This is a genomic window from Streptomyces sp. NPDC007901 (genome assembly GCF_042959465.1).
GTDB lineage: Bacteria > Actinomycetota > Actinomycetes > Streptomycetales > Streptomycetaceae > Streptomyces.
The window spans coordinates 197622-215949 of record NZ_JBIBKW010000005.1 but is presented as its reverse complement, the minus strand read 5'-3'; the positions used below and the strand labels follow the sequence as shown (position 1 = coordinate 215949).

Annotated in this window: 13 protein-coding genes and 2 pseudogenes; 10 read left to right on the top strand and 5 right to left on the bottom strand. The window is 71.9% G+C overall.

Going from position 1 to position 18328, the window contains the following annotated elements; genetic code table 11:
• Nucleotides 1-180 precede the first annotated feature (180 nt).
• Nucleotides 181-2499, top strand: coding sequence for a Tat pathway signal sequence domain protein (locus ACFZDK_RS18670; protein WP_390973721.1), 2319 nt, complete (start codon nucleotides 181-183; stop codon nucleotides 2497-2499).
• A 25-nt stretch (nucleotides 2500-2524) separates the two neighbouring features.
• Nucleotides 2525-4417, top strand: coding sequence for a glycoside hydrolase family 97 catalytic domain-containing protein (locus ACFZDK_RS18665; protein WP_390973719.1), 1893 nt, complete (start codon nucleotides 2525-2527; stop codon nucleotides 4415-4417).
• Here the strand turns inward: ACFZDK_RS18665 and ACFZDK_RS18660 are convergent.
• The 3 genes and pseudogenes from ACFZDK_RS18660 to ACFZDK_RS18650 form a co-directional block, all read right to left on the bottom strand.
• Nucleotides 4408-4722, bottom strand: a pseudogene (locus ACFZDK_RS18660) (NAD(P)-dependent oxidoreductase); the annotation flags it as partial. The gene ACFZDK_RS18665 and the pseudogene ACFZDK_RS18660 overlap by 10 nt on opposite strands.
• Before the next feature lie 13 nt (nucleotides 4723-4735).
• Nucleotides 4736-5650 carry a squalene/phytoene synthase family protein gene (locus tag ACFZDK_RS18655; RefSeq protein WP_390973718.1) on the bottom strand — a complete coding sequence of 305 codons (915 nt, stop codon included), beginning with the start codon at nucleotides 5648-5650 and terminating at the stop codon, nucleotides 4736-4738.
• A gap of 52 nt (nucleotides 5651-5702) precedes the next feature.
• Nucleotides 5703-6659, bottom strand: coding sequence for an alpha/beta fold hydrolase (locus tag ACFZDK_RS18650; RefSeq protein WP_390973716.1), 957 nt, complete (start codon nucleotides 6657-6659; stop codon nucleotides 5703-5705).
• A 230-nt stretch (nucleotides 6660-6889) separates the two neighbouring features.
• Between ACFZDK_RS18650 and ACFZDK_RS18645 the strand changes: the two genes are divergently transcribed.
• Both ACFZDK_RS18645 and ACFZDK_RS18640 read left to right on the top strand, forming a co-directional pair.
• Nucleotides 6890-7825 (top strand): LysR substrate-binding domain-containing protein, encoded by a 936-nt coding sequence (locus tag ACFZDK_RS18645; RefSeq protein ID WP_390973715.1) that lies wholly within the window; start codon nucleotides 6890-6892, stop codon nucleotides 7823-7825.
• Nucleotides 7826-7935: 110 nt separating this feature from the next.
• Nucleotides 7936-8688: a DUF1275 family protein gene (locus ACFZDK_RS18640; RefSeq protein WP_390973713.1), complete on the top strand. Its 753-nt coding sequence runs from the start codon at nucleotides 7936-7938 to the stop codon at nucleotides 8686-8688.
• Between the two features lie 18 nt (nucleotides 8689-8706).
• Here ACFZDK_RS18640 and ACFZDK_RS18635 read toward each other — a convergent pair whose 3' ends face one another.
• A complete protein-coding gene (locus tag ACFZDK_RS18635; protein ID WP_390973710.1) occupies nucleotides 8707-10236 on the bottom strand; it encodes an amino acid permease in 1530 nt (509 codons plus the stop codon).
• A 220-nt stretch (nucleotides 10237-10456) separates the two neighbouring features.
• On the opposite strand from ACFZDK_RS18635, the gene ACFZDK_RS18630 reads away from it, so the two are divergent.
• The 3 genes from ACFZDK_RS18630 to ACFZDK_RS18620 all read left to right on the top strand — a co-directional run bounded on the left by ACFZDK_RS18630 (nucleotide 10457) and on the right by ACFZDK_RS18620 (nucleotide 12351).
• Nucleotides 10457-11098 carry a dienelactone hydrolase family protein gene (locus tag ACFZDK_RS18630; RefSeq protein WP_390974235.1) on the top strand — a complete coding sequence of 214 codons (642 nt, stop codon included), beginning with the start codon at nucleotides 10457-10459 and terminating at the stop codon, nucleotides 11096-11098.
• Between the two features lie 171 nt (nucleotides 11099-11269).
• Nucleotides 11270-11689, top strand: a complete 420-nt coding sequence (locus ACFZDK_RS18625; protein WP_390973708.1) for a hypothetical protein — start codon at nucleotides 11270-11272, stop codon at nucleotides 11687-11689.
• Nucleotides 11686-12351 carry an NAD-dependent epimerase/dehydratase family protein gene (locus ACFZDK_RS18620; RefSeq protein WP_390973706.1) on the top strand — a complete coding sequence of 222 codons (666 nt, stop codon included), beginning with the start codon at nucleotides 11686-11688 and terminating at the stop codon, nucleotides 12349-12351. The genes ACFZDK_RS18625 and ACFZDK_RS18620 overlap by 4 nt, the downstream gene beginning before the upstream one ends.
• Here ACFZDK_RS18620 and ACFZDK_RS18615 read toward each other — a convergent pair.
• Nucleotides 12332-13500: pseudogene (locus ACFZDK_RS18615) on the bottom strand (MFS transporter). The gene ACFZDK_RS18620 and the pseudogene ACFZDK_RS18615 overlap by 20 nt on opposite strands.
• 356 nt (nucleotides 13501-13856) lie before the next feature.
• Here ACFZDK_RS18615 and ACFZDK_RS18610 point away from each other — a divergent pair.
• The 3 genes from ACFZDK_RS18610 to ACFZDK_RS18600 all read left to right on the top strand — a co-directional run bounded on the left by ACFZDK_RS18610 (nucleotide 13857) and on the right by ACFZDK_RS18600 (nucleotide 18323).
• The gene (locus tag ACFZDK_RS18610; RefSeq protein ID WP_390973704.1) at nucleotides 13857-14615 is read left to right on the top strand and encodes an alpha/beta hydrolase; all 759 of its coding nucleotides are present in this window, start codon (nucleotides 13857-13859) and stop codon (nucleotides 14613-14615) included.
• Between the two features lie 180 nt (nucleotides 14616-14795).
• On the top strand, nucleotides 14796-16979 hold the full coding sequence (locus ACFZDK_RS18605; RefSeq protein WP_390973703.1) for a carbohydrate-binding protein: 2184 nt from the start codon (nucleotides 14796-14798) through the stop codon (nucleotides 16977-16979).
• 114 nt (nucleotides 16980-17093) lie between these two features.
• Entirely contained in the window at nucleotides 17094-18323 is a 1230-nt protein-coding gene (locus tag ACFZDK_RS18600; protein WP_390973701.1) for an alpha/beta hydrolase family protein, read from the top strand.
• Nucleotides 18324-18328: the final 5 nt, after the last annotated feature.

Here is an 18328-nt window from a genome sequence, read left to right as displayed (position 1 = left end):
GTCGGAGGAGTCAAGAACTTGAGTGATGGTTATCGATGTGAACGCTCAGGTCAGAGGCTGATTTTGGCCCAAGTCGGCCGAATTCGCGCACTGTTGGGGTTGTTGACAGGTGTACCTCGGATCCCTAGGTTCCCCGATACACCCGATGTATCGATGATCCGTCAGGTCTGGAGGACGACGATGACCTCGCAGCCGGAAAACCGTTCACCGATGCCCCGCCGAGCCGTGCTCGGCACCGCCCTCGGCGGCGCCGCGGTCGCGGCCCTGCCCGCGACCGCCCGTGCGACACCGGCGGAACCGGCCGACGCCGTGGCCGCCGCCGGGCGCCGCCCCTGGACACTCCGTGACACCATGACCACCGACGGCGCCTGGGACCGCTTCCTGCGCGGCCAGGACCTGCTGTGGAGCAGACTTCCCACCCTCTGGTACGAGGGGCCGTTCCTCGGCGACGGGCTGCTCGGCAGCATGATCTACCAGGAACCGGGCGCCAACCAGGTCCGTTTCACCGTGCAGCACGGCCGGGTCCAGGACCACCGTCCACAGTTCGGGAGCGGCTGGGGCACCGCCCGCCTCCCGGTCGGCCACCTCACCCTCGAACCGGTCGGCACCATCACCGCCGTCGACTGGCGCCTCAGCCTCTGGAACGCCGAACTGACCGGCACCGTCACCACCACCGCCGGCACCCTCACCCTCGCCGCCCTGATCCACGACGAGGTGCTCGCCGTCCGTGCCACGGCCGACGGCGGCGAACAGGTCAGCTGGACCTTCCACCCCGAGGAGGCCATCAGCCCCCGGAAGATCCAGGAGTCACCGCCCGCCGGCTACACCGCCAACCCGCCCTGGACCACCCGGACCACGGCCGACGGCACCGAGCAGGTGCTCCAACCCCTCACCGGCGGCGGCCAGACGGCCACCTCCTACCGCCATACCGGCGACGAACTGCTCCTGAGCGTCGGCCACAGCTTCCCCTCGGACACGGCCGCCGAGGCCGACTCCCGGCGGAACCTGCGCGGTGCCGTGTCGTACAGCGCGCTCAGACGGCGTCACACCCACTGGTGGCACGCCTTCTACCGCAAGAGCTTCGTCTCCTTCCCCGACCAGCGCCTCCAGAGCTTCCACTGGATCCAGCTGTACAAGGTCGCCTCGGCCAGCCGCGCCGACGGCCCGGTCATGGCCACCCCCGGCCCCTGGCTGGAACCCACCCCCTGGCCCGCCGTCTGGTGGAACCTCAACGTCCAGCTCGAGTACTGGCTCATCCAGGCCTTCAACCACCCGGAACTGGACTCCCTCGCCACCACCCTGCGCCAGAGCCAGGAACAGCTCACCGCCAACGTGCCCGCCGCCTACCGCACGGACAGCTCCGGCATCGGCCGCAGCTCCGACATGTTCGCCAACCGCGAGGTGGGACAACCGGGAACCGGCGCCGAGACCGGCGACCTCACCTGGGCCCTGCACAACGTCTGGCTGTCGTACCGCCACTCCATGGACAAGTCACTGCTCCGCGACACGATCTACCCGCTGCTACGCCGCACGATCAATTACTACTGGCACTTCCTCACCCCGGGCAGCGACGGCAAGCTGCACCTGCCGAGCACGCTCTCGCCCGAGTACCCCGTCGTCCCGCCGCAGGACACCAACTACGACCTCGCCCTGATCCGCTGGGGCTGCCAGACCCTCCTCGACTCCGCCGAACTGCTCGGCATCGAGGACGAGTTGAAACCACGCTGGCAGGAGGTGCTGGCGCGGCTCACCCCGTACCCGGTCGACGACAACGGCTTCATGATCGGCGCCGACACCCCGTACGCGCAGTCCCACCGCCACTACTCGCACCTGCTGATGGTGTACCCGCTGTACCTCGTCAACTGGGACCAGCCCGAGAACCGCGACCTGATCACCCGGTCCGTCGTCCGCTGGCACGCGCTGACCGGCGCCCACCGCGGCTACAGCTACACCGGGGCCGCCTCGATGTACGCGATGACCGGCGACGGCGACACGGCCATCGGCTACCTGCGGAAGTTCTTCGACCCCAGCACCCGCTACCCCTGCCGGCCCAACACCCACTACACCGAGGCCGGTCCGGTCATCGAGACCCCGCTGTCCGCCTCGCAGTCCCTGCACGACATGTTCTGCCAGAGCTGGGGCGGGATCGTCCGGGTCTTCCCGGCCGTCCCCACCGCCTGGGCGGACCTCACCCTGCACAACTTCCGCACCCAGGGCGCCTTCCTGGTCAGCGCCGCCCGCAGGGGCGGGACCACCCGCTTCATCCGCGTCCGCAGTCTGGCCGGCGAACCCCTCCGGCTCCGGCACGGGCTGACCGGCCCGCTCACCGTCCTGCTCGACGACGGCTCCCCGGCCCGCACCCACGACCTGGGCGACGGCACCCTCGCCATCGACCTGCCGCGCGGCCGCGAGGTCCTCGTGCACTCCGGTTCCCGTCCCGACCTCGTCATCGCGCCGGTCGCCGTCAGCGAACCGGGCGCGGCGTGGGGACTGCCGTAACCACCGACCAGAAGGCAGGGTTCTCATGGCTGTTCCGCTCCCCAGAACCATGGTCGCCGCGCTCTGCGCCGGACTGGCGGCCACCCTCCTGACGACCGCGCCCGCACGCGCCGAGCAGCGGTCGCACACCTGGACCGTCTCCGAGGCCGCCCACGCACCCCGGGCCCGGATATCCCTCGACGACACCACCGGCACGCTGAGTCTCTCGGTGACGCGCGAGGGCCGTACGGTCGTCGAACCGTCTCCCGTCGGCATCGTCACCGAACAGGCCGATCTGTCCCAGGGGTTGCGCTTCCTGCACCGCAGGGACCGCACGGTCGACGAGCACTACCGGGCGAAGTCCGGCAAGCGGCTGGACCGCAGGGTGCACATGAACGAGACCCGGCTGTCCTTCGCCACCGCCGCCGGCGCCCGCCTCGACCTCGTCGTCCGCGCCTCCGCCGACGGCATCGCCTACCGGTACGTACTCCCCGCCGGGTACGGCGACGTCCTCGGCGAGAGCTCCGCCTTCACCCTGCCGCCGGACGCGGGCGCCTGGCTCAGCACCTACCGGGTCGACAACGAGGGCCAGTTCAACCAGTACACCGCCGCCACCGCGCCCACCGGGGCGTACTCGGACCAGGCCCTGTTCGCCACCGACGGCGGCTACACCCTGCTGGCCGAGTCCGACCTCACCGGCAGCTACTCCGGCGCCCGGCTCGCGCACACCCAGGGCACCGGCACCTACCGGATCGAGCTCGCCGACGCCCGGGTCCACACCGACGGGCCGCTCGCCACCCCCTGGCGGGCGATGATCACCGGCGATCTCGCCACCGTCACCCAATCCACCTTCACCGACGACCTCGCCCCCAGGTCGAAGGTCGCCGACACCTCCTGGATCCGCCCCGGGACGGTGCTGTGGACCTGGCTGGCCGGCGGCCGCACGGCGGGCCAGAGCCTCGCCGCGCAGAAGGCCTACGTCGACTACGCGGCCCAACACCACTGGCCCTACGAGGCGGTCGACTCCGGCTGGTACTTCAAGAAGGACGAGTGGGACGTCACCGACCCCGACTGGCAGACGAACAGCTGGATGCCCGAACTCGTCGACTACGCGCGAGCCAAGGGCGTCGGGATCGTCGTCTGGATCCACCAGCGCGACCTCGACACCCCCGAGGAACGCGCCCAGTGGCTGCCCACGCTGGAGCGCTGGGGCGTCAAGGGCGTCAAGATCGACTTCATGAACTCCGAGGCGCAGTCCATGTTCCAGTGGTACGACACCATCCTCGCGGAGACCGCCGCACACCACCTGATGGTCGACTTCCACGGCGCCACCCTGCCCAAGGGCATCCAGCGCACCTGGCCGCAGGTGATGACCATGGAGGCCGTCGGCGGCGAGGAGAAGCGCACCAACACCGCCACCCACCTCACCACCCTGCCCTTCACCCGCAACGTCATCGGCTCCATGGACTTCACCCCCGGCGGCTTCCAGCGCGTCGGGCTGCGCCCCAACTCCGACGCGGCCGAGGTCGGGCTCACCGTCGTCTACGAGTCGGGGCTCCAGATGTTCGCGGGCACCCCCGAGTCGTACGACGCCCGGCCGCTCGCCCGGGACTTCCTCGACCAGGAACCCGCGGCCTGGGACGACACCCGACTGCTGGCGGGCAGTCCCGGTCAGGAAGCCGTGCTCGCCCGCCGCAGCGGGGACCGCTGGTTCCTGGGCGGGGTGTACGCGGGCGCCGCCCGCACGGCCACGGTGCCGCTGACCCTCGGCGGCGGACGGTGGCTGGTGGAGACCGTCCGGGACGGCGCCGACGGCCTCGTCCAGGACCGCCAAGTCCTGAACGGCGGGGATGAGCTGACCGTCGATGTCGTCGCCAACGGCGGCTTCGCCGGGATCGCCTGCCGCTGGCACCCGGGCGTCACCACCTGCTACCGGTGAACGTGATTGCCGTTGCCGGGGACCGCCGCGGTCCCCGGCAACGGCGTCCGCGCGGGACGGCCCTGGAGGACGTCGAGGATGTTGTCGACGGCCAGGTCCACCATGGCCGCCCGGGTGCACTCGGTCGCCGCCCCGATGTGCGGCAGCGTCACGACGTACGGCTCGGCGGCCGGCGGGGAGGGCTCCGCGCCCATCGGCTCCCGCTCGAACACGTCCAGACCCGCCGAGTGCAGGGCCCCCGCGCGGATCGCCTTCAGCAGGGCTTCCTCGTCCACCACGCTCCCGCGCGAGGTGCTGACCAGGGTCGCCGTCGGCCGGTCAACGGCGTGCCGTCCGGGCGCCGCGCCGGGCGGCCAGCAGCACCTTGAGCGTGCCCGGCAGGGACGGCGACGCCGAGCCGCGCAGCACCCCGGCGCCGCGCGCGAGCACCGCCTCGGCGGTGAGCAGCTCGATCTCGATCAGGGCGCCGACCATCGGCCGGCCGGCGGCCGGGACCAGGTCGAGGAGGTCGCGGGCCGAGCGCAGGTCGGCCCGGGCGGCCTCGGCCTCGTGCTCCACGAGCGACCGGACGGCGGAGGACTCGTGGCCCGCCGCGAGGTCCTCCTCCGCGACCGAGAAGCGCTTGAGGGTCTCCGCCGGGATGCCCGGCCGCCCCTCCCGCAGGTCCTCGGCGAGGTCGTTGACGAAGTCCAGCCGCTGGCTGCCGTCGATGAAGGTGCGGCAGCCGGCGTGGAACGCGCCGTCGGGATCGGTCTCGGGGCCGATCAGCGCCGCGACCAGGAGGAAGGCCGGAAGCGAGTAGGCGTCCAGATAGGACTGGTAGTCGGCCTCGGTGGCGAACCCGGTGAACTCCAGGTCGACGGTGGCGGTGGCCATGAACGACTCCACGAGCCCCCGGTGCCGGGGATACGCGGCGACCGTGTGCAGCAGGGTGCGGAGCAGGGGATCATCGGTCGTCCCCGTCTCCAGGGCGGTGCGCACCTGCTGTTCCCAGGCGGTCCAGGCCGCCGCCCGCTGTGGCTTCGGGCCGGTGTCCAGGAGGTCGTCGCCGTGGTGCATCAGGGCCGTGGCGCCCAGGACATGGGGCAGCACCGCCGGTGGCAGCAGCATCCGGCAGGCCAGGTAGGCGCTGCGGCGGTACCGCCGCACCACGCGTCGCTGGGTGCTGAAGTCCCGGCGCAGCTTCGGCTCCCGGACACCGGCCGCGGTCAGACTCTGGTTCCACGTACTCACGGGATGATCGTAGAGGTACGCGGAGACCGCGGAGCCCGACCGCGGAGGGGCCTCAGGTGAGGGACTTGAGGAACTCGACGAGTGCCGCGTTCACTTCATCGGGCCGTTCCTGCTGGGTCCAGTGTCCGCAGCCCGCCAGCTCGAGGGGTTCGCGCACCAGGTTCGGCATCAACCGGGGCAGTTGAGCGATGAGTTCGGGTGTGCCCGGGAACGCCGGGACCACGTCGCGGTCGCCGTACATGTACAGCGCGGGCGGGGTGACGATCGCGTCCTGCCAGGGAGCGGTCAGTTCCCAGTTGCGATCGAGGTTGCGGTACCAGTTGAGCGCCCCGGTGAAGCCCTGGGAGAAGCTCTCGGCGAGGGCGTCCAGGTCCGCCTCGGTGAGCCACTCGGGCAGTTCCTCGGGGTCGGGCATGTCCGCGAGCCAGCCGCGCTCGGGATCGACGAGCGGCTGCGCGATCTCGCCGCTGCCGTCGCCGGCCGCCATGGTGAGGAACTTCCGCAGCGTGGTGCGGGTGTCACGGGCGAACTCGGCGTCCGCGACGCCCGGGAGGTTGAAGTAGTTCCAGTAGAAGTGGCCGCCGAACAGCTTGTTCATGGCCTGCAGCGGCGGCTCCGCACCCCGGAACGGCGGCGGCACGCTCAGCCCGGCCACCCCGCGCACCAGGTCGGGCCGGAACAGCGCGGTGTGCCAGGCGACCGGAGCACCCCAGTCGTGCCCGACGACGAACGCCCGCTCCTCGCCCAACTCCCGGATCAGTCCGACGACATCGCCGACCAGGTGGAAGATGCTGTACGCGTCGACATCCTCCGGGTGGTCGCTGCTGCCGTACCCGCGCTGGTCGGGCGCGACCACGTGGTAGCCGGCCGCGGCCAGCGGGCCGAACTGGTGCTGCCAGGAGTGCCAGGATTCGGGGAAGCCGTGCAGCAGCACGACCAGCGGGCCGGAGCCCTCCTCGGCGATGTGCAGCCGGATTCCGTTCACGTCGATCGTTCGATGCTGGACCATGTGCACGAGCGTACGCGCAATGATCTTCGCCGAGCGGGTCCGGCTCCTGTACGGGGGCGGATCAGGACACCCGGTCGGGCGCGGCGGCGATCGCCTCGGCGGCGAAGCGTGCGTCACCTCCGCCGGGTCCGGGTTTCGTGCTGACTGCCATGTGGGCCGCTCCGTCGCCACTCCCCATCGGTGCACCCTGTCAATTGACCGGAATCGATCGGTGGGAGAGATTGATACCCATGGAGCTGCGGCATCTGAGGTACTTCCTGGCGGTCGCCGAGACCCACAGCTTCACCCGGGCCGCCGCGCGTTGCTATGTCGCCCAGTCGGCGCTCAGCCAGCAGATCGCCCGCCTGGAGAAGGACGTCGGCGCCCCGCTGTTCAGCCGCACCAGCCGGTCCGTACGGCTGACCGCGGCCGGCGACCTGCTGGAACCGCTGGCCCGGCGCATCCTGGCCGACGTCGACAACGCCCAGGCCGCCCTCGACGCGCTGGCCGGACTGCGCCGGGGCCGGCTGCGGCTCGGCCTGGTGCAGACGATGGCCGTCTCCTTCGACATGGTGGAGGTGCTGGCCGAATACCACGCCCGTCACCCCGGCGTCGACCTGCGGGTGTCCAACGCCCCCAGTCCCCGGATGGCCGCCGAGGTCCTCGCCGGCACCCTCGACGTCGCCCTGGTCGGCCTCGGTGCCCGGCAGGTGCCCGAGGGGCTGGACCACCGGGTGCTGGGCAGCGCCCCGCTGGTCGTCGTCGTCCCGCACGACCACGCCCTCGCGGACCGCGAGACCGTCGGCCTCGCCGAACTGCCCGACAGCCACCCCCTGATCCAGTTCACCCGGGGCACCGGCCTGCGCCGCCAGGTCGAGGCCGCCTTCGCCCGGGCCGGGGTGCCGGCGGGCGAGCACTTCGAGGTCGGCCAGCTCCACGACATGATCCGGCTGGCCGTGCACGGGGTCGGCGTCACCGTCGTCCCCCGCTCCACCGTCGTCGGCCCCGGCTCCCTGCTGGGCTTGGACTCCGCCGACGACCTGCCCCGCGGCGCGCGGATGCTGCGCCTGACGGACGACGAGGCCGTGCACCACATCTGCGCGGTCTACGACGGCACCCGGCTGGCCCCCGCCGCCGCGGCCTTCCTCGGCGTGCTCGACCAGTACGGGACCGATCGATCGGTATGAGCGATCGCTGGGTCCGGATCCATATGTTGGACAGCGCGGCCGGGCGGCCGGACGCTGGAGGGGAGCCGCCGCGTGAGGCGCGCCGCCGTTCCCGTCCCGAATGGACCGTCATGTCGATCAAGGAAGCCGTCCACCCCGTCCTGCGTGAGGCACGCGCGACCGTGCTGCCCGACCCGGCGGACCGCCACGGCCCGCTGCCTCCGGTGATGCTCGCCCTCACCGTGGTCACCGGCCTGGTGGACGCCTTCAGCTACCTGACGCTGGGCCATGTCTTCGTCGCCAACATGACCGGCAACGTGGTCTTCTCCGGCTTCGCGCTCGCGGGCGCCGCGGGCTTCTCCCTGGTCGCCTCGCTGGCCGCGCTGGTCGCCTTCGGGGCGGGCGCCTTCCTCGGTGGCCGGATCGCCCACCGGGCGCGGACCCATCGCGGCCGCGTCCTGCACCGGGCGCTCGTCCTGGAGACGGTGCTGGTCCTGGCCGCCTACGCCGTCGCCCGGTTCGCCGGCCCCCTGGACACGGCCGGCTCCCGGTACTCGCTGATCGCCCTCCTCGGCCTCGCCCTGGGCGTCCAGAACGCGACCGCCCGCGCACTCGCCGTGCCCGACCTGACCACGACCGTCCTGACCCTGACCATCACCGGCATGGCCGCGGACAGCAGGGCCGCCGGAGGGCCCGGCGGCCGGAGCGGCCGCCGGGCCCTGTCGGTGCTGGCGATGTTCGCCGGGGCCCTGGCCGGGGCCTTCGCCGTCCTGCACGGCGAGCCGTCCCTGCCCCTGCTGCTGGCCGGCCTGCTGCTCGCGGGCTGCACGCTCGACGCGTTCGCCCTGACCCGGTCCGACGCGGGCTGGACGGACCCGGTCTGACCGTGACTGCGGAGCGGACTACTTCCGCCCGGCGATCGACGCCCGGGTCGGCCTCCCCAGCGCCCAGAAGACCACGCCGAGCAGCATGAACCCCACGAGTGGGACCAGCTCCGTCAGCAGGTACTTCACCCGCTCGTCGTGGTGCCAGCCGTCGGGCCGGTAGTCGGCGCCGAACCAGTGGTCGCCGGCGCCCGGAGCGATCAGCTGCACGCTGGCGAAGACGATCAGCAGGGTGAGCACCGTGCTGATGGTCCACGCGAACGGGGCCCGGTAGGGGCGGGGCGTGTGCGGGAACTTCCGGCGCAGGAACGGCAGCGCCGGGAAGATGCCCAGGTAGCTGATGAGGGTGGTGGAGATGGCGAGCCCGAGGACCGCGCCGAAGAGCTTGGCCGCGCTGCCGTTGGTCAGCTCGTGGGCCAGGATCAGCACGCCGGTGGAGACCAGGCCGCTCAGGATGTTCACCCGCACCGGGGTGCCGAACCGGCTGGAGATCACACCCAGGAAGCGGGGCGCGGCGCCGTCGTAGCCGGAGACGGCCAGGGCGCGGTCGGAGCCCATGATCCAGGTGACGCCGGAGGACAGCACCGTGAGGATGAACATGATCGCGGCCAGGTCCCCGAGCACCGAGCCGAACCCGCTGAGCGTGGCCGTGCCGTCGGCGGCGACATGGCCGCCGTACACCGTGAAGACCTGCCGGATCGCGTCGACGAAACCGCCGAGGCCGGTGATCGCCTTGACGGGCAGGACGAGCAGGATGCCGAGGATCGGCAGCGCGTACAGCAGGACCGAGAGCACGGCACTGCGGAAGATGCCGTACGGCACGTCCTTCTGCGGGTTCGTCATCTCGTCGCCGGCCGTGTTGGGCAGCTCGAAACCGACGTAGTTGAACATCAGGACGGGCACCAGACCGACGAATCCGGCGTAGGTCGGCGAGAACTCGCCGATCCCGAAGCCGTGCAGGCCGTGCTGGATGCCGTAGACCACGACCGTGACCGTGAACAGGCCGAGGAGCAGGAAGCGGCTCCAGGCGCCGATGGTCGGGATCCACTTGCCGACGTCGAAGGAGAGGATCGCCGCGAGCACGCCCACCCAGACGAAGACGAGGGTGAAGACGTAGAAGGCGGGGGCGCTCAGGTCCTTCCCGTCGTTGAAGAAGGTCGTGTAGGCGGTGACCGCCGAGACGGCGAGGGTGCCGCCCAGCCACACCGGGTTGGTGATCCAGTACAGGAAGTTGTTGACGGCGGCCGCCAGCCGCCCGAAGGCCCGGCTGGTCCAGATGTAGGGCCCGCCCTCGTCGGGGAACGCGGCCCCGAGCTCGGCGATCAGCAGCGCGGACGGCACGAAGAACACGACGGCCAGCACGATCAGCCAGGTGAACGCCTCGGCACCGGAGGAGGCCACCGTGCCGATGGTGTCCACGCCGACGATGGTGCACAGCAGGAAGAACAGGATGTCGAAGCGGCCGAAGTGCTTGCGCAGCTTCCGCCGCTCGGTCTCGGCCGCGACGGTCGTGTCGACCGGCTCGGAAGCGATGGGGCCAGCGGTCACCGGGACCTCCAGCAGACTCGGGGTACGGGCGGGATCCGGCCATGGTCCACTCCGAAAGCACAAGCACACAAGCGCTCGGCCCAAGTCGTGACCATCGCCCCCGCACTCACAGCCGCCGGAAACCCCGGCGAAACACGGGGGGTGCGGTCCGCAGGAGGGAGACTGGTCCTGACCGGCGCTTGAGGGGTTCCACGGTGAGGAGGATGCCGTGAACGCAGTCATGGAGAGTGTGCGGATACCCGCCACGGGGGTGCTGCTCGAAGCCGACGTGGCCGTGCCCGAGGCGGCGAGGGGCGTGGTGCTCTTCGCGCACGGCAGCGGCAGCAGCCGGCACAGCCCCCGGAACCGCTTCGTCGCCGCCGAGCTGCGGGCGGCCGGGATCGGCACCGTGCTCGCCGACCTGCTCACCGGGGAGGAGGAGGCCGCCGACGCGGTCACCGGGAGGCTCCGCTTCGACATCGGCCTGCTCGCCGCGCGCCTGACCGGCCTCGCCGACTGGCTGGAAGGCTACGGACCCGCGGCGGGCCTCGGGCACGGGCTGTTCGGCGCGAGCACGGGCGCGGCGGCGGCCCTCGTCACGGCCGCGGCGTGCCCGGACACGGTCCGCGCGGTCGTCAGCCGGGGCGGACGGCCGGATCTGGCCGAGGGCGCGCTGCCGTCGGTCCGCCCGCCGACGCTGCTCGTCGTCGGCGGCGCGGACCAGGAGGTGCTGCGGCTCAACCGGGCGGCGATGCGGCAGATGCCGGGTGAGACCCGGCTCGAAGTGGTCCCCGGCGCGACCCATCTGTTCGAGGAGCCCGGCGCGCTGGAGCGCGTGGCCCACCTCGCTGCCGACTGGTTCACACGCCATCTGCCGATGTGACGCCGCGTCCCGCCCGTCACGGGGGCGAGGGCCGGGTGTCCGTCCAGTCGGCCATCAGCCGGCGCTCGGCGAACAGCCACACCCCGTCCTGCCTGACGAACGTGTCGCGAGGGCGACCTTCTACAACCGCTGCAGCACCCCCTGGACCCGCTCATCCAGGTGCTCCGCGACGTGGAGCGCGGTCAACGCACGGAGGACGCGCTGCGCGCCCAGGGCGGACACTCCGCCCAGGAACTCCTCCGCCTCGCCACCGCCGGGGTCGCCGACCACGTCGAACGGTTCATGGACGTCTACCGCAACTCCCTCGCCGACCCCGCGGACAGTGGGGTGTACGAGGCCCTCGTACGGCACTTCGGCGAGTACACTCTCGCGTTCATGGCCCGCGCCGGGCAGCCCGGCCTGCCCGGCGCCGACCGTCAGGTGATCGCCCGGTTCCTCGCCCACGGTTGGGCCGGGGCCGTCAAGACCTGGTTCGACGACCCGTCTGTCACCAAGCAGGACATGGTCGACGCGGCCGTGGCCCGCGCCCCCGCCTGGTGGACGTCCGGCCCCGGACCGGATGCCACCCCCTTGCAACGGAGCCCCTCGTGAACGTCGTCGTCTTCGGCGCGTCCGGCATGGTCGGACAAGGTGTCCTGCGCGCCTGCCTCCTGGACCCCACGGTCGACACCGTCCTGGTGGTGGGCCGGCGCCCGCTGGGCGTCAGCCACCCCAAGCTGAGCGAGGTCGTCCACGACGACTTCACCGACCTCTCCGCCATCGCCGACCGGCTGACCGGTGTGGACGCCTGCTTCTACTGCCTCGGCGCCTCCTCCGCCGGGATGGACGAGTCCGCGTACACCCGCGTCACCTACGACTTCACCCTCGCGGCCGCCCGTGCGCTGGTCGTCGCCAGTCCCGGACCGACCTTCGTCTATGTCTCCGGCGAGGGCACCGACAGCACCGAACAGGGCCGCACCATGTGGGCGCGCGTGAAGGGCCGTACCGAGAACGACCTGCTCGCCCTGCCCATGAACGCCTACATGTTCCGCCCCGGCTACATCCAGCCCCGCCACGGAGCGGTCTCCCGCACCCGCTCCTACCGCGTCATGTACACCCTCACCTCCTGGCTCTACCCGCTGCTGCACCGCCTGATCCCGGCCCACACGACGACCACCGAGCACCTGGCCCGCGCCATGCTGGCGCTGACCCGCCCGGGGACGACCGAGAGCCGGATCCTGTACAGCAGGGACATCAACCGCCTGGGCGCCTGACGGTTCGGGCGGCGACCAGCATGACGGCCACGGAGGCCAGTGCGATCGCGGCGCCCGTGTACAGCGGGGCCGTGTAGCCGAGGCCCGCGGTGATGGCCAGGCCGCCGAGCCAGGCGCCGAGGGCGTTGCCGACGTTGGACGCGGACACGTTCGCGCTCGCGGCCAGCGCCGCACCGTGGGCGGCGTCGGTCACCCGGGTGATCATGCCGGGGACGGCGGCGAAACCCGCCACCCCCATGAGGAACACCAGGACCACCGACGCCACGGCGCTGGCGGCGAGCGCACCGAACACGGCCAGGGTGACGGTCAGTCCGAGCAGCGCGAGCACCAGGGTGCGGTCCCGGTCGTGGTCGGCGGCCCGCCCGCCGACGAGGTTCCCGACGACCAGACCCGTGCCGTACACCATCAGCAGCCAGGCGACGTCCGTCGAGGCGAACCCGCCCACCTCGGTGAAGGTGTACGCGAGGTAGCTGAACGCTCCGAACATCCCGCCGTAGCCGAGCGCGGTGGCCGTGAGCGTCAGCCAGACCTGCGCGGACCGGAACGCGCGGAACTGGTCCCGCAGACCGGTGGGCGCCCCGTCCCGTCCCCCGTCCCGGTCCCCGCCCGGCCGGGGACGAGGGCGAGGATGCCGGCCAGCGCCAGCACCCCGACCGCCGTGACGGCCCAGAACGCCGCCCGCCATCCCCAGCGCTCGCCCACGAAGGCACCGAACGGCACGCCCAGCACGTTCGCGAGCGTCAGCCCGGCGAACATGACCGCCACCGCACGGGACTTGCGCTCCGGTTCGACCAGGTCGCGGGCGACGAGCGAGCCGATCCCGAAGAACGAGCCGTGACACAGGGCGGCGACGACCCGCCCGAGCAGCATCACCGCATAGGTGGGCGCGATCGCGGACAGCAGGTTCCCGACGACGAACAGCACCACCAGACCGGCCAGCACCCGCTTGCGCGGCAGCCGCGCCGTCGCCGCGGTGAACGCGATCGCGCCGACGGCGACACTCAGCGCGTACCCGGAGATCAGCCTGCCCGCCGTCGCCTCGGACACCGAGAAGCTCGACGCCACCTGCGGCAGCAGCCCGGCGATCAGGAACTCGGTCAGGCCGATGCCGAATCCGCCCAGGGCCAGCGCCACCAGACCACCCGGCACGCGCGGCCGCACTGCCGTCAGCCGTTCCGCCCGCTCGTCCGCCCGCACGTGCCGGTCGTCGACCCCGAATCCGCCCATGGACCGACCCTCACCGCCGGCCGCCGCTCCGTCCATGGACAAAGATCGGCGGGGCTTGGACGAATCAGCGGGAAATGCGGTGGACGGGCGGGCGGCCGGCCCGTAACGTCCGTGGGGCCGTGACGCCGTACGAGGAGGTGAGACCCATGAACGCTGTAGCTCAGTGGGTGCTCCCGCTTCCCGTCACGGTCGGGCGAACGACGTAGGTGTTGTCGCCGGGAGCGCCTGATCGACGAGGCCCTTCCGAAAGGCAACACCCCATGCATGCACAACACCCCATGCGTTCCGTGCACTTCACCGCGGAGTCGACGACCGACGGTGTCGTCGAACGCGACTTCACCGTGGGCGAGATCCCCGGCGTGCTCTGGTCGCCCGTGTCCGGCCCCGACCGCGCGCCCCTGGTACTGCTCGGCCACGGCGGCGGCACCCACAAGAGGTGGCCGGCGATGACCGGCCGTGCGCGCCTGCTCGTCACCCGCTGCGGATTCCACGTCGCCTGCGTCGACGCACCCGGGCACGGCGACCGGCCGCGCACCCCGCACGACGAACGGGAGATCGCCGCGCTGTACCGGGCGCGGGAGGCGGGCGAGCCGGAAGGCCCGATCGTCGTCCGGTACAACGCCCACCTGGCCGACCGCGCCGTCCGCGAGTGGCGGGCGACCCTGGACGCCCTCCAGGAACTGCCGGAGATCGGCGCCGACGGGCCGGTGGGCTACTTCGGGCTGAACATGGCCACCGCGATCGGTGTGCCGCTGACCGCGGCCGAGCCGAGGATCACCGCCGCGGTCTTCGGTCAGCACTGGCCGGACGCCCTGGCCGAGACGGCACGGCGGATCACCGTCCCGGTCGAGTTCGCGCTCCAGTGGGACGACGAGCACATCCCGCGCGAGGCGGGTCTCGCGCTGTTCGACGCCTTCGCCTCCAAGGAGAAGACGCTGCACGCCAACGCGGGCGGCCACAAGGAACTGCCCAGGTTCGAGGCCGAGAGCGCGGTCCGCTTCTTCGCCCGGCATTTGACCAGGCAGCCGTCGGCCTGACGGCCCGCCGGCGCCCGGTCACCGGCCGGGCGCCGGCATCGGCCGGCATGCGCCGAGTCACCCGAAACCCTTTCTTCACACCTTGACTTAACATTGCGGATATTGCTTGGATCTCAAGTCCCCCAGAGTCCAGGAGTAGTTGTGAGACGTACGCTCACCGCGATCGCGGCCGTAACTGTCATGACACTGCCACTTGTCGGCGCGGGTCCCGCCACCCACGGCAAGGTGGTGACCGGCACCTACTCCACCGGCGGCGCGCAGGCCTGGCGGCCCCTGCCGATCCTCCGGACGGGCACGGACACCGGCGGTCCCGTCGACGCCACCGTGGTCGCCGACCCCAGCGCCCTCAGGCAGCAGTACACGGGCGTCGGCTTCTCCCTGGACGAGACGAGCGTGTCCAACCTCTGGAAGCTGACCCCCACTGAGCGCGCGGCGGCCATCCGGCTGCTCGTCGACCCCCAACACGGCGCCGGACTCGACCGGTTCCGGCTGACGATCGGCAGCCCCGACCTCATCGAGCACCTGCCGTTCTGGTCGGAGGACGACCTGCCCGCCGGGGTCACCGAGGACTTCGGCCTGAAGCACTTCTCCGTGCAGCGCGACCTCGACCTGCACATCATCGACACCGTCAAGCTCATCCAGCGCTACAACCCGCACGCCACGTTCTTCGCGTCGGCGTGGAGCGCGCCCGCCTGGATGAAGACCAACAACCGCTTCCTCGGCGAGGTCGCGCTCAAGCCCGGCAGCAGCACGGACTACTACCAGGTCGGCACGTTGCGGGACGACTGCGTCGAGGTGTTCGCCCGGTACTACGTCAAGTTCGTCCAGGCGTACGCCCGGCACGGCATCCGCGTCGACGCGCTGACCCTGCTCAACGAGCCCGGCATGGACGTCGTCTACCCGGCCATGGACATCAGCGTCGCCCAGCAGCAGAAGCTGGCCCTGGCGATCAAGCGCGAACTCCGCTCCGCCCGCCTGGACACCCAGCTGTACGTGCACGACTTCAACTTCTGGGACTGGCGCGACCCCAACAGCACGGCGACGAAGAACTACCACCGCATCTTCGAGGACGCCCCCGACGGATCGGTCACCGGCGCGCAGGTCCGCAAGGCGGCCGACGCCATCGCCTTCCACCCCTACTGGGGCGACCCGCGCGTGATGCGCGACGCCTACGAGCAGACCGGGAAGCCGGTGCAGCTCACGGAGACCAGCGACCTGTCGCCGGCCACCGTCCTCGACGACTTCCGCCTCGACGCCGGCTCCTACATCCTGTGGGCCCAGACCACCGACCAGGACGGCGGCACCCTGCACTGGACACCGGCCCGCGACAACGACATCGACTGGGACCAGGTCGCGGCCACCACCAAGTGGCCGGACCGACTGGTCAAGGTGAACACGACGACCAAGGACTTCACCGTCCGCGACGAGCTGTACGGGCTCGGCCAGTTCGCGAAGTACCTCTCACCCGGTGACGTACGCCTGGAGTCCAGCGCCTCCGAACACGGTGTGAGCAACGTCGTCTACCGCACCCGCGCCGGCGGTTACGTCGCCGTCCTCGGCAACAGCGCCACCACCGACAGCAAGGTCCGGCTGGTCGTCGGAGACGAGACGTTCGTCGTGACCGTACCGGCGGGCTCCTACGCCACCTACCGGTGGCAGGGTGACGCCCCCGCGCACTCCCGCAACCACGCCCCCGCCTTCGCCCCGGCCGCCGATCTCGTCGCCGACCAGTACGGCACCGCGCACCTCCAGCTCAACGCGACCGACCCGGACGGCGACCGGCTCGCCTACTACGCCCCCGAACTGCCCGACGGCGTCAGCCTCGACCCGCGGACCGGCCTGGTCACCGTCCACCCGACCGCCACCGGCGAACAGGACCTGGCCTTCTACGCCACCGACGGCCGGGCCCACGCCAAGGTGGCCGTGCACCTGACCGTCCGGCCGCACGCGGCACCCGTCGGTGAGAAGATCGAGGCCGAGGGGTACACGGACCAGCACGGCTGGCCCGCCGACGGCAGCAACTTCGTCGAGAGCAACCCGTCCGCCAGCGGCGGCAAGGACGTGGGCTGGACCGCCCCCGGGAACTGGCTCACCTACCGCGTCGAGGCTCCGCAGGCCGGCTCCTACGACCTCGAACTCCGGGTCGCCAACGGCACGGGCGGCACCGCCGCGAACGCCGTGTCCCTGCGCGACGACAGCGGCACCACCCTCGCGACGGCGTCCGTACCGGCCACCGGCGGCTGGGGGAGCTACCAGTCGGTTCACGTACCCGTCTCCCTCCGGGCCGGAGAACAGACCGTCACCGTCTACTGCGAGACCGGCGGCTTCAACCTCGACTACCTGCGCATCACCGCCGCCGGATGACGGCCCCCTAGGGCTGACCCCCCGGTGCGACCACCGGAATGCCGGATGGTGACGGCCGGCCCGATGCACAAGGCTGAGCGGTGTCGCGACAACGCGCAGACAAGGAGAACCGCCTTGCTCACCCGCCGCTCCGCCGTGCTGTCGGCCGTCGCCGCCGTCACCCTGCCCGCCGTCTCCACCCGCACCGCGTCGGCCACGCCCCGCACGTCCGGACGGGCCCGGCTGACCCTGCCCGCGCCCGGCGGACCGCACCCCGTGGGCACGGTCTCCCTGCGCCTGGTCGACACCGCGCGCGCCGATCCCTGGGTCCGGCCGCGACCGTACCGGGAACTGATGATCAGCGTCCGCTACCCGGCGCGAGCCGTCGGCGGCCATCCGAGGGCACCGCAGATGCTCCCCGGGGAGGCCGCCGGCTTCGCCACCGTCAACAACCTCACCCATGTGCCCGCCGACCGGGTCGACTGGTCGGCGACCCGCACCCACGCCCACGAGGGCGCTCCGGCCGACCGGGACCACGGCCCGTACCCGGTCGTCTGCTACTCACCCGGGGCCGGCGACCCGCGCTCCCTCGGCACCACCCTCTGCGACGACCTCGCCTCCCGCGGCCATGTCGTGGTGACCCTCGACCACACCTACGACGCCACCGCCGTCCAGTTCCCCGACGGCCGCGTCGAACGCACCGTCCTGCCCGCCGAGTTCGACAAGGCGTCCCCGGACCAGGACCGCATCACGGCGCTCCTGAGGAAGACCGTGGCCGTCCGGGTGGCCGACACCCGCTTCCTCCTCGACGCCCTGCCCGGCGCCCTGCCCCGCGAACTGCGCGGCCTGCCGGACTGGGACCGGCTCGGCATGTTCGGCCACTCGGCCGGCGGCTTCACCGCCCTCCAGGCCATGCACGACGACCCGCGCATCGCGGCCGGGGCCAACTTCGACGGCGTGCTCGCCTACGTCCAGGAGGACGGCGACCCGGGCAACCTCTCCACCGTCGCCGCCGAGGGCCTCGACCGGCCCTTCCTGCTGGTCGGCAAGGACGGCAACGACCTCTCCACGGTGCCCTCGTGGAACGCGCTGTGGCGGCACAGCAGCGGCCCGCGCGAGGGCCTGAGCCTGCGCGGCGCGGAACACGCGACCTACACCGACGCGGAGGCGATGCTCCCGCAGATCGCCCACCAGCTCCGCCTGCCGAGGAAGACGGTCGCCGAGAACATCGGCACCATCGCCCCCGCGGACGCGATCACCGCCGAACGGGCCCGCCTCGCCGCGTTCTTCGACCACCGACTGCGCGGCCGCGAGGACGCGCGCCTGCCGGGCGGCCGTTCGCAGGCGTGGTCCTTCGCCGGCTGAGGAGC

Excerpts from the sequence above, each read along its gene's own strand:
- ACFZDK_RS18610 (WP_390973704.1), top strand. The coding sequence starts at position 13,857 with ATGCGTTCCGTGCACTTCACCGCGGAGTCGACGACCGACGGTGTCGTC.
- ACFZDK_RS18650 (WP_390973716.1), bottom strand. The coding sequence starts at position 6,659 with ATGGTCCAGCATCGAACGATCGACGTGAACGGAATCCGGCTGCACATC.
- ACFZDK_RS18670 (WP_390973721.1), top strand. The coding sequence starts at position 181 with ATGACCTCGCAGCCGGAAAACCGTTCACCGATGCCCCGCCGAGCCGTG.
- ACFZDK_RS18630 (WP_390974235.1), top strand. The coding sequence starts at position 10,457 with ATGGAGAGTGTGCGGATACCCGCCACGGGGGTGCTGCTCGAAGCCGAC.
- ACFZDK_RS18605 (WP_390973703.1), top strand. The coding sequence starts at position 14,796 with ATGACACTGCCACTTGTCGGCGCGGGTCCCGCCACCCACGGCAAGGTG.
- ACFZDK_RS18645 (WP_390973715.1), top strand. The coding sequence starts at position 6,890 with ATGGAGCTGCGGCATCTGAGGTACTTCCTGGCGGTCGCCGAGACCCAC.
- ACFZDK_RS18640 (WP_390973713.1), top strand. The coding sequence starts at position 7,936 with ATGTCGATCAAGGAAGCCGTCCACCCCGTCCTGCGTGAGGCACGCGCG.
- ACFZDK_RS18665 (WP_390973719.1), top strand. The coding sequence starts at position 2,525 with ATGGCTGTTCCGCTCCCCAGAACCATGGTCGCCGCGCTCTGCGCCGGA.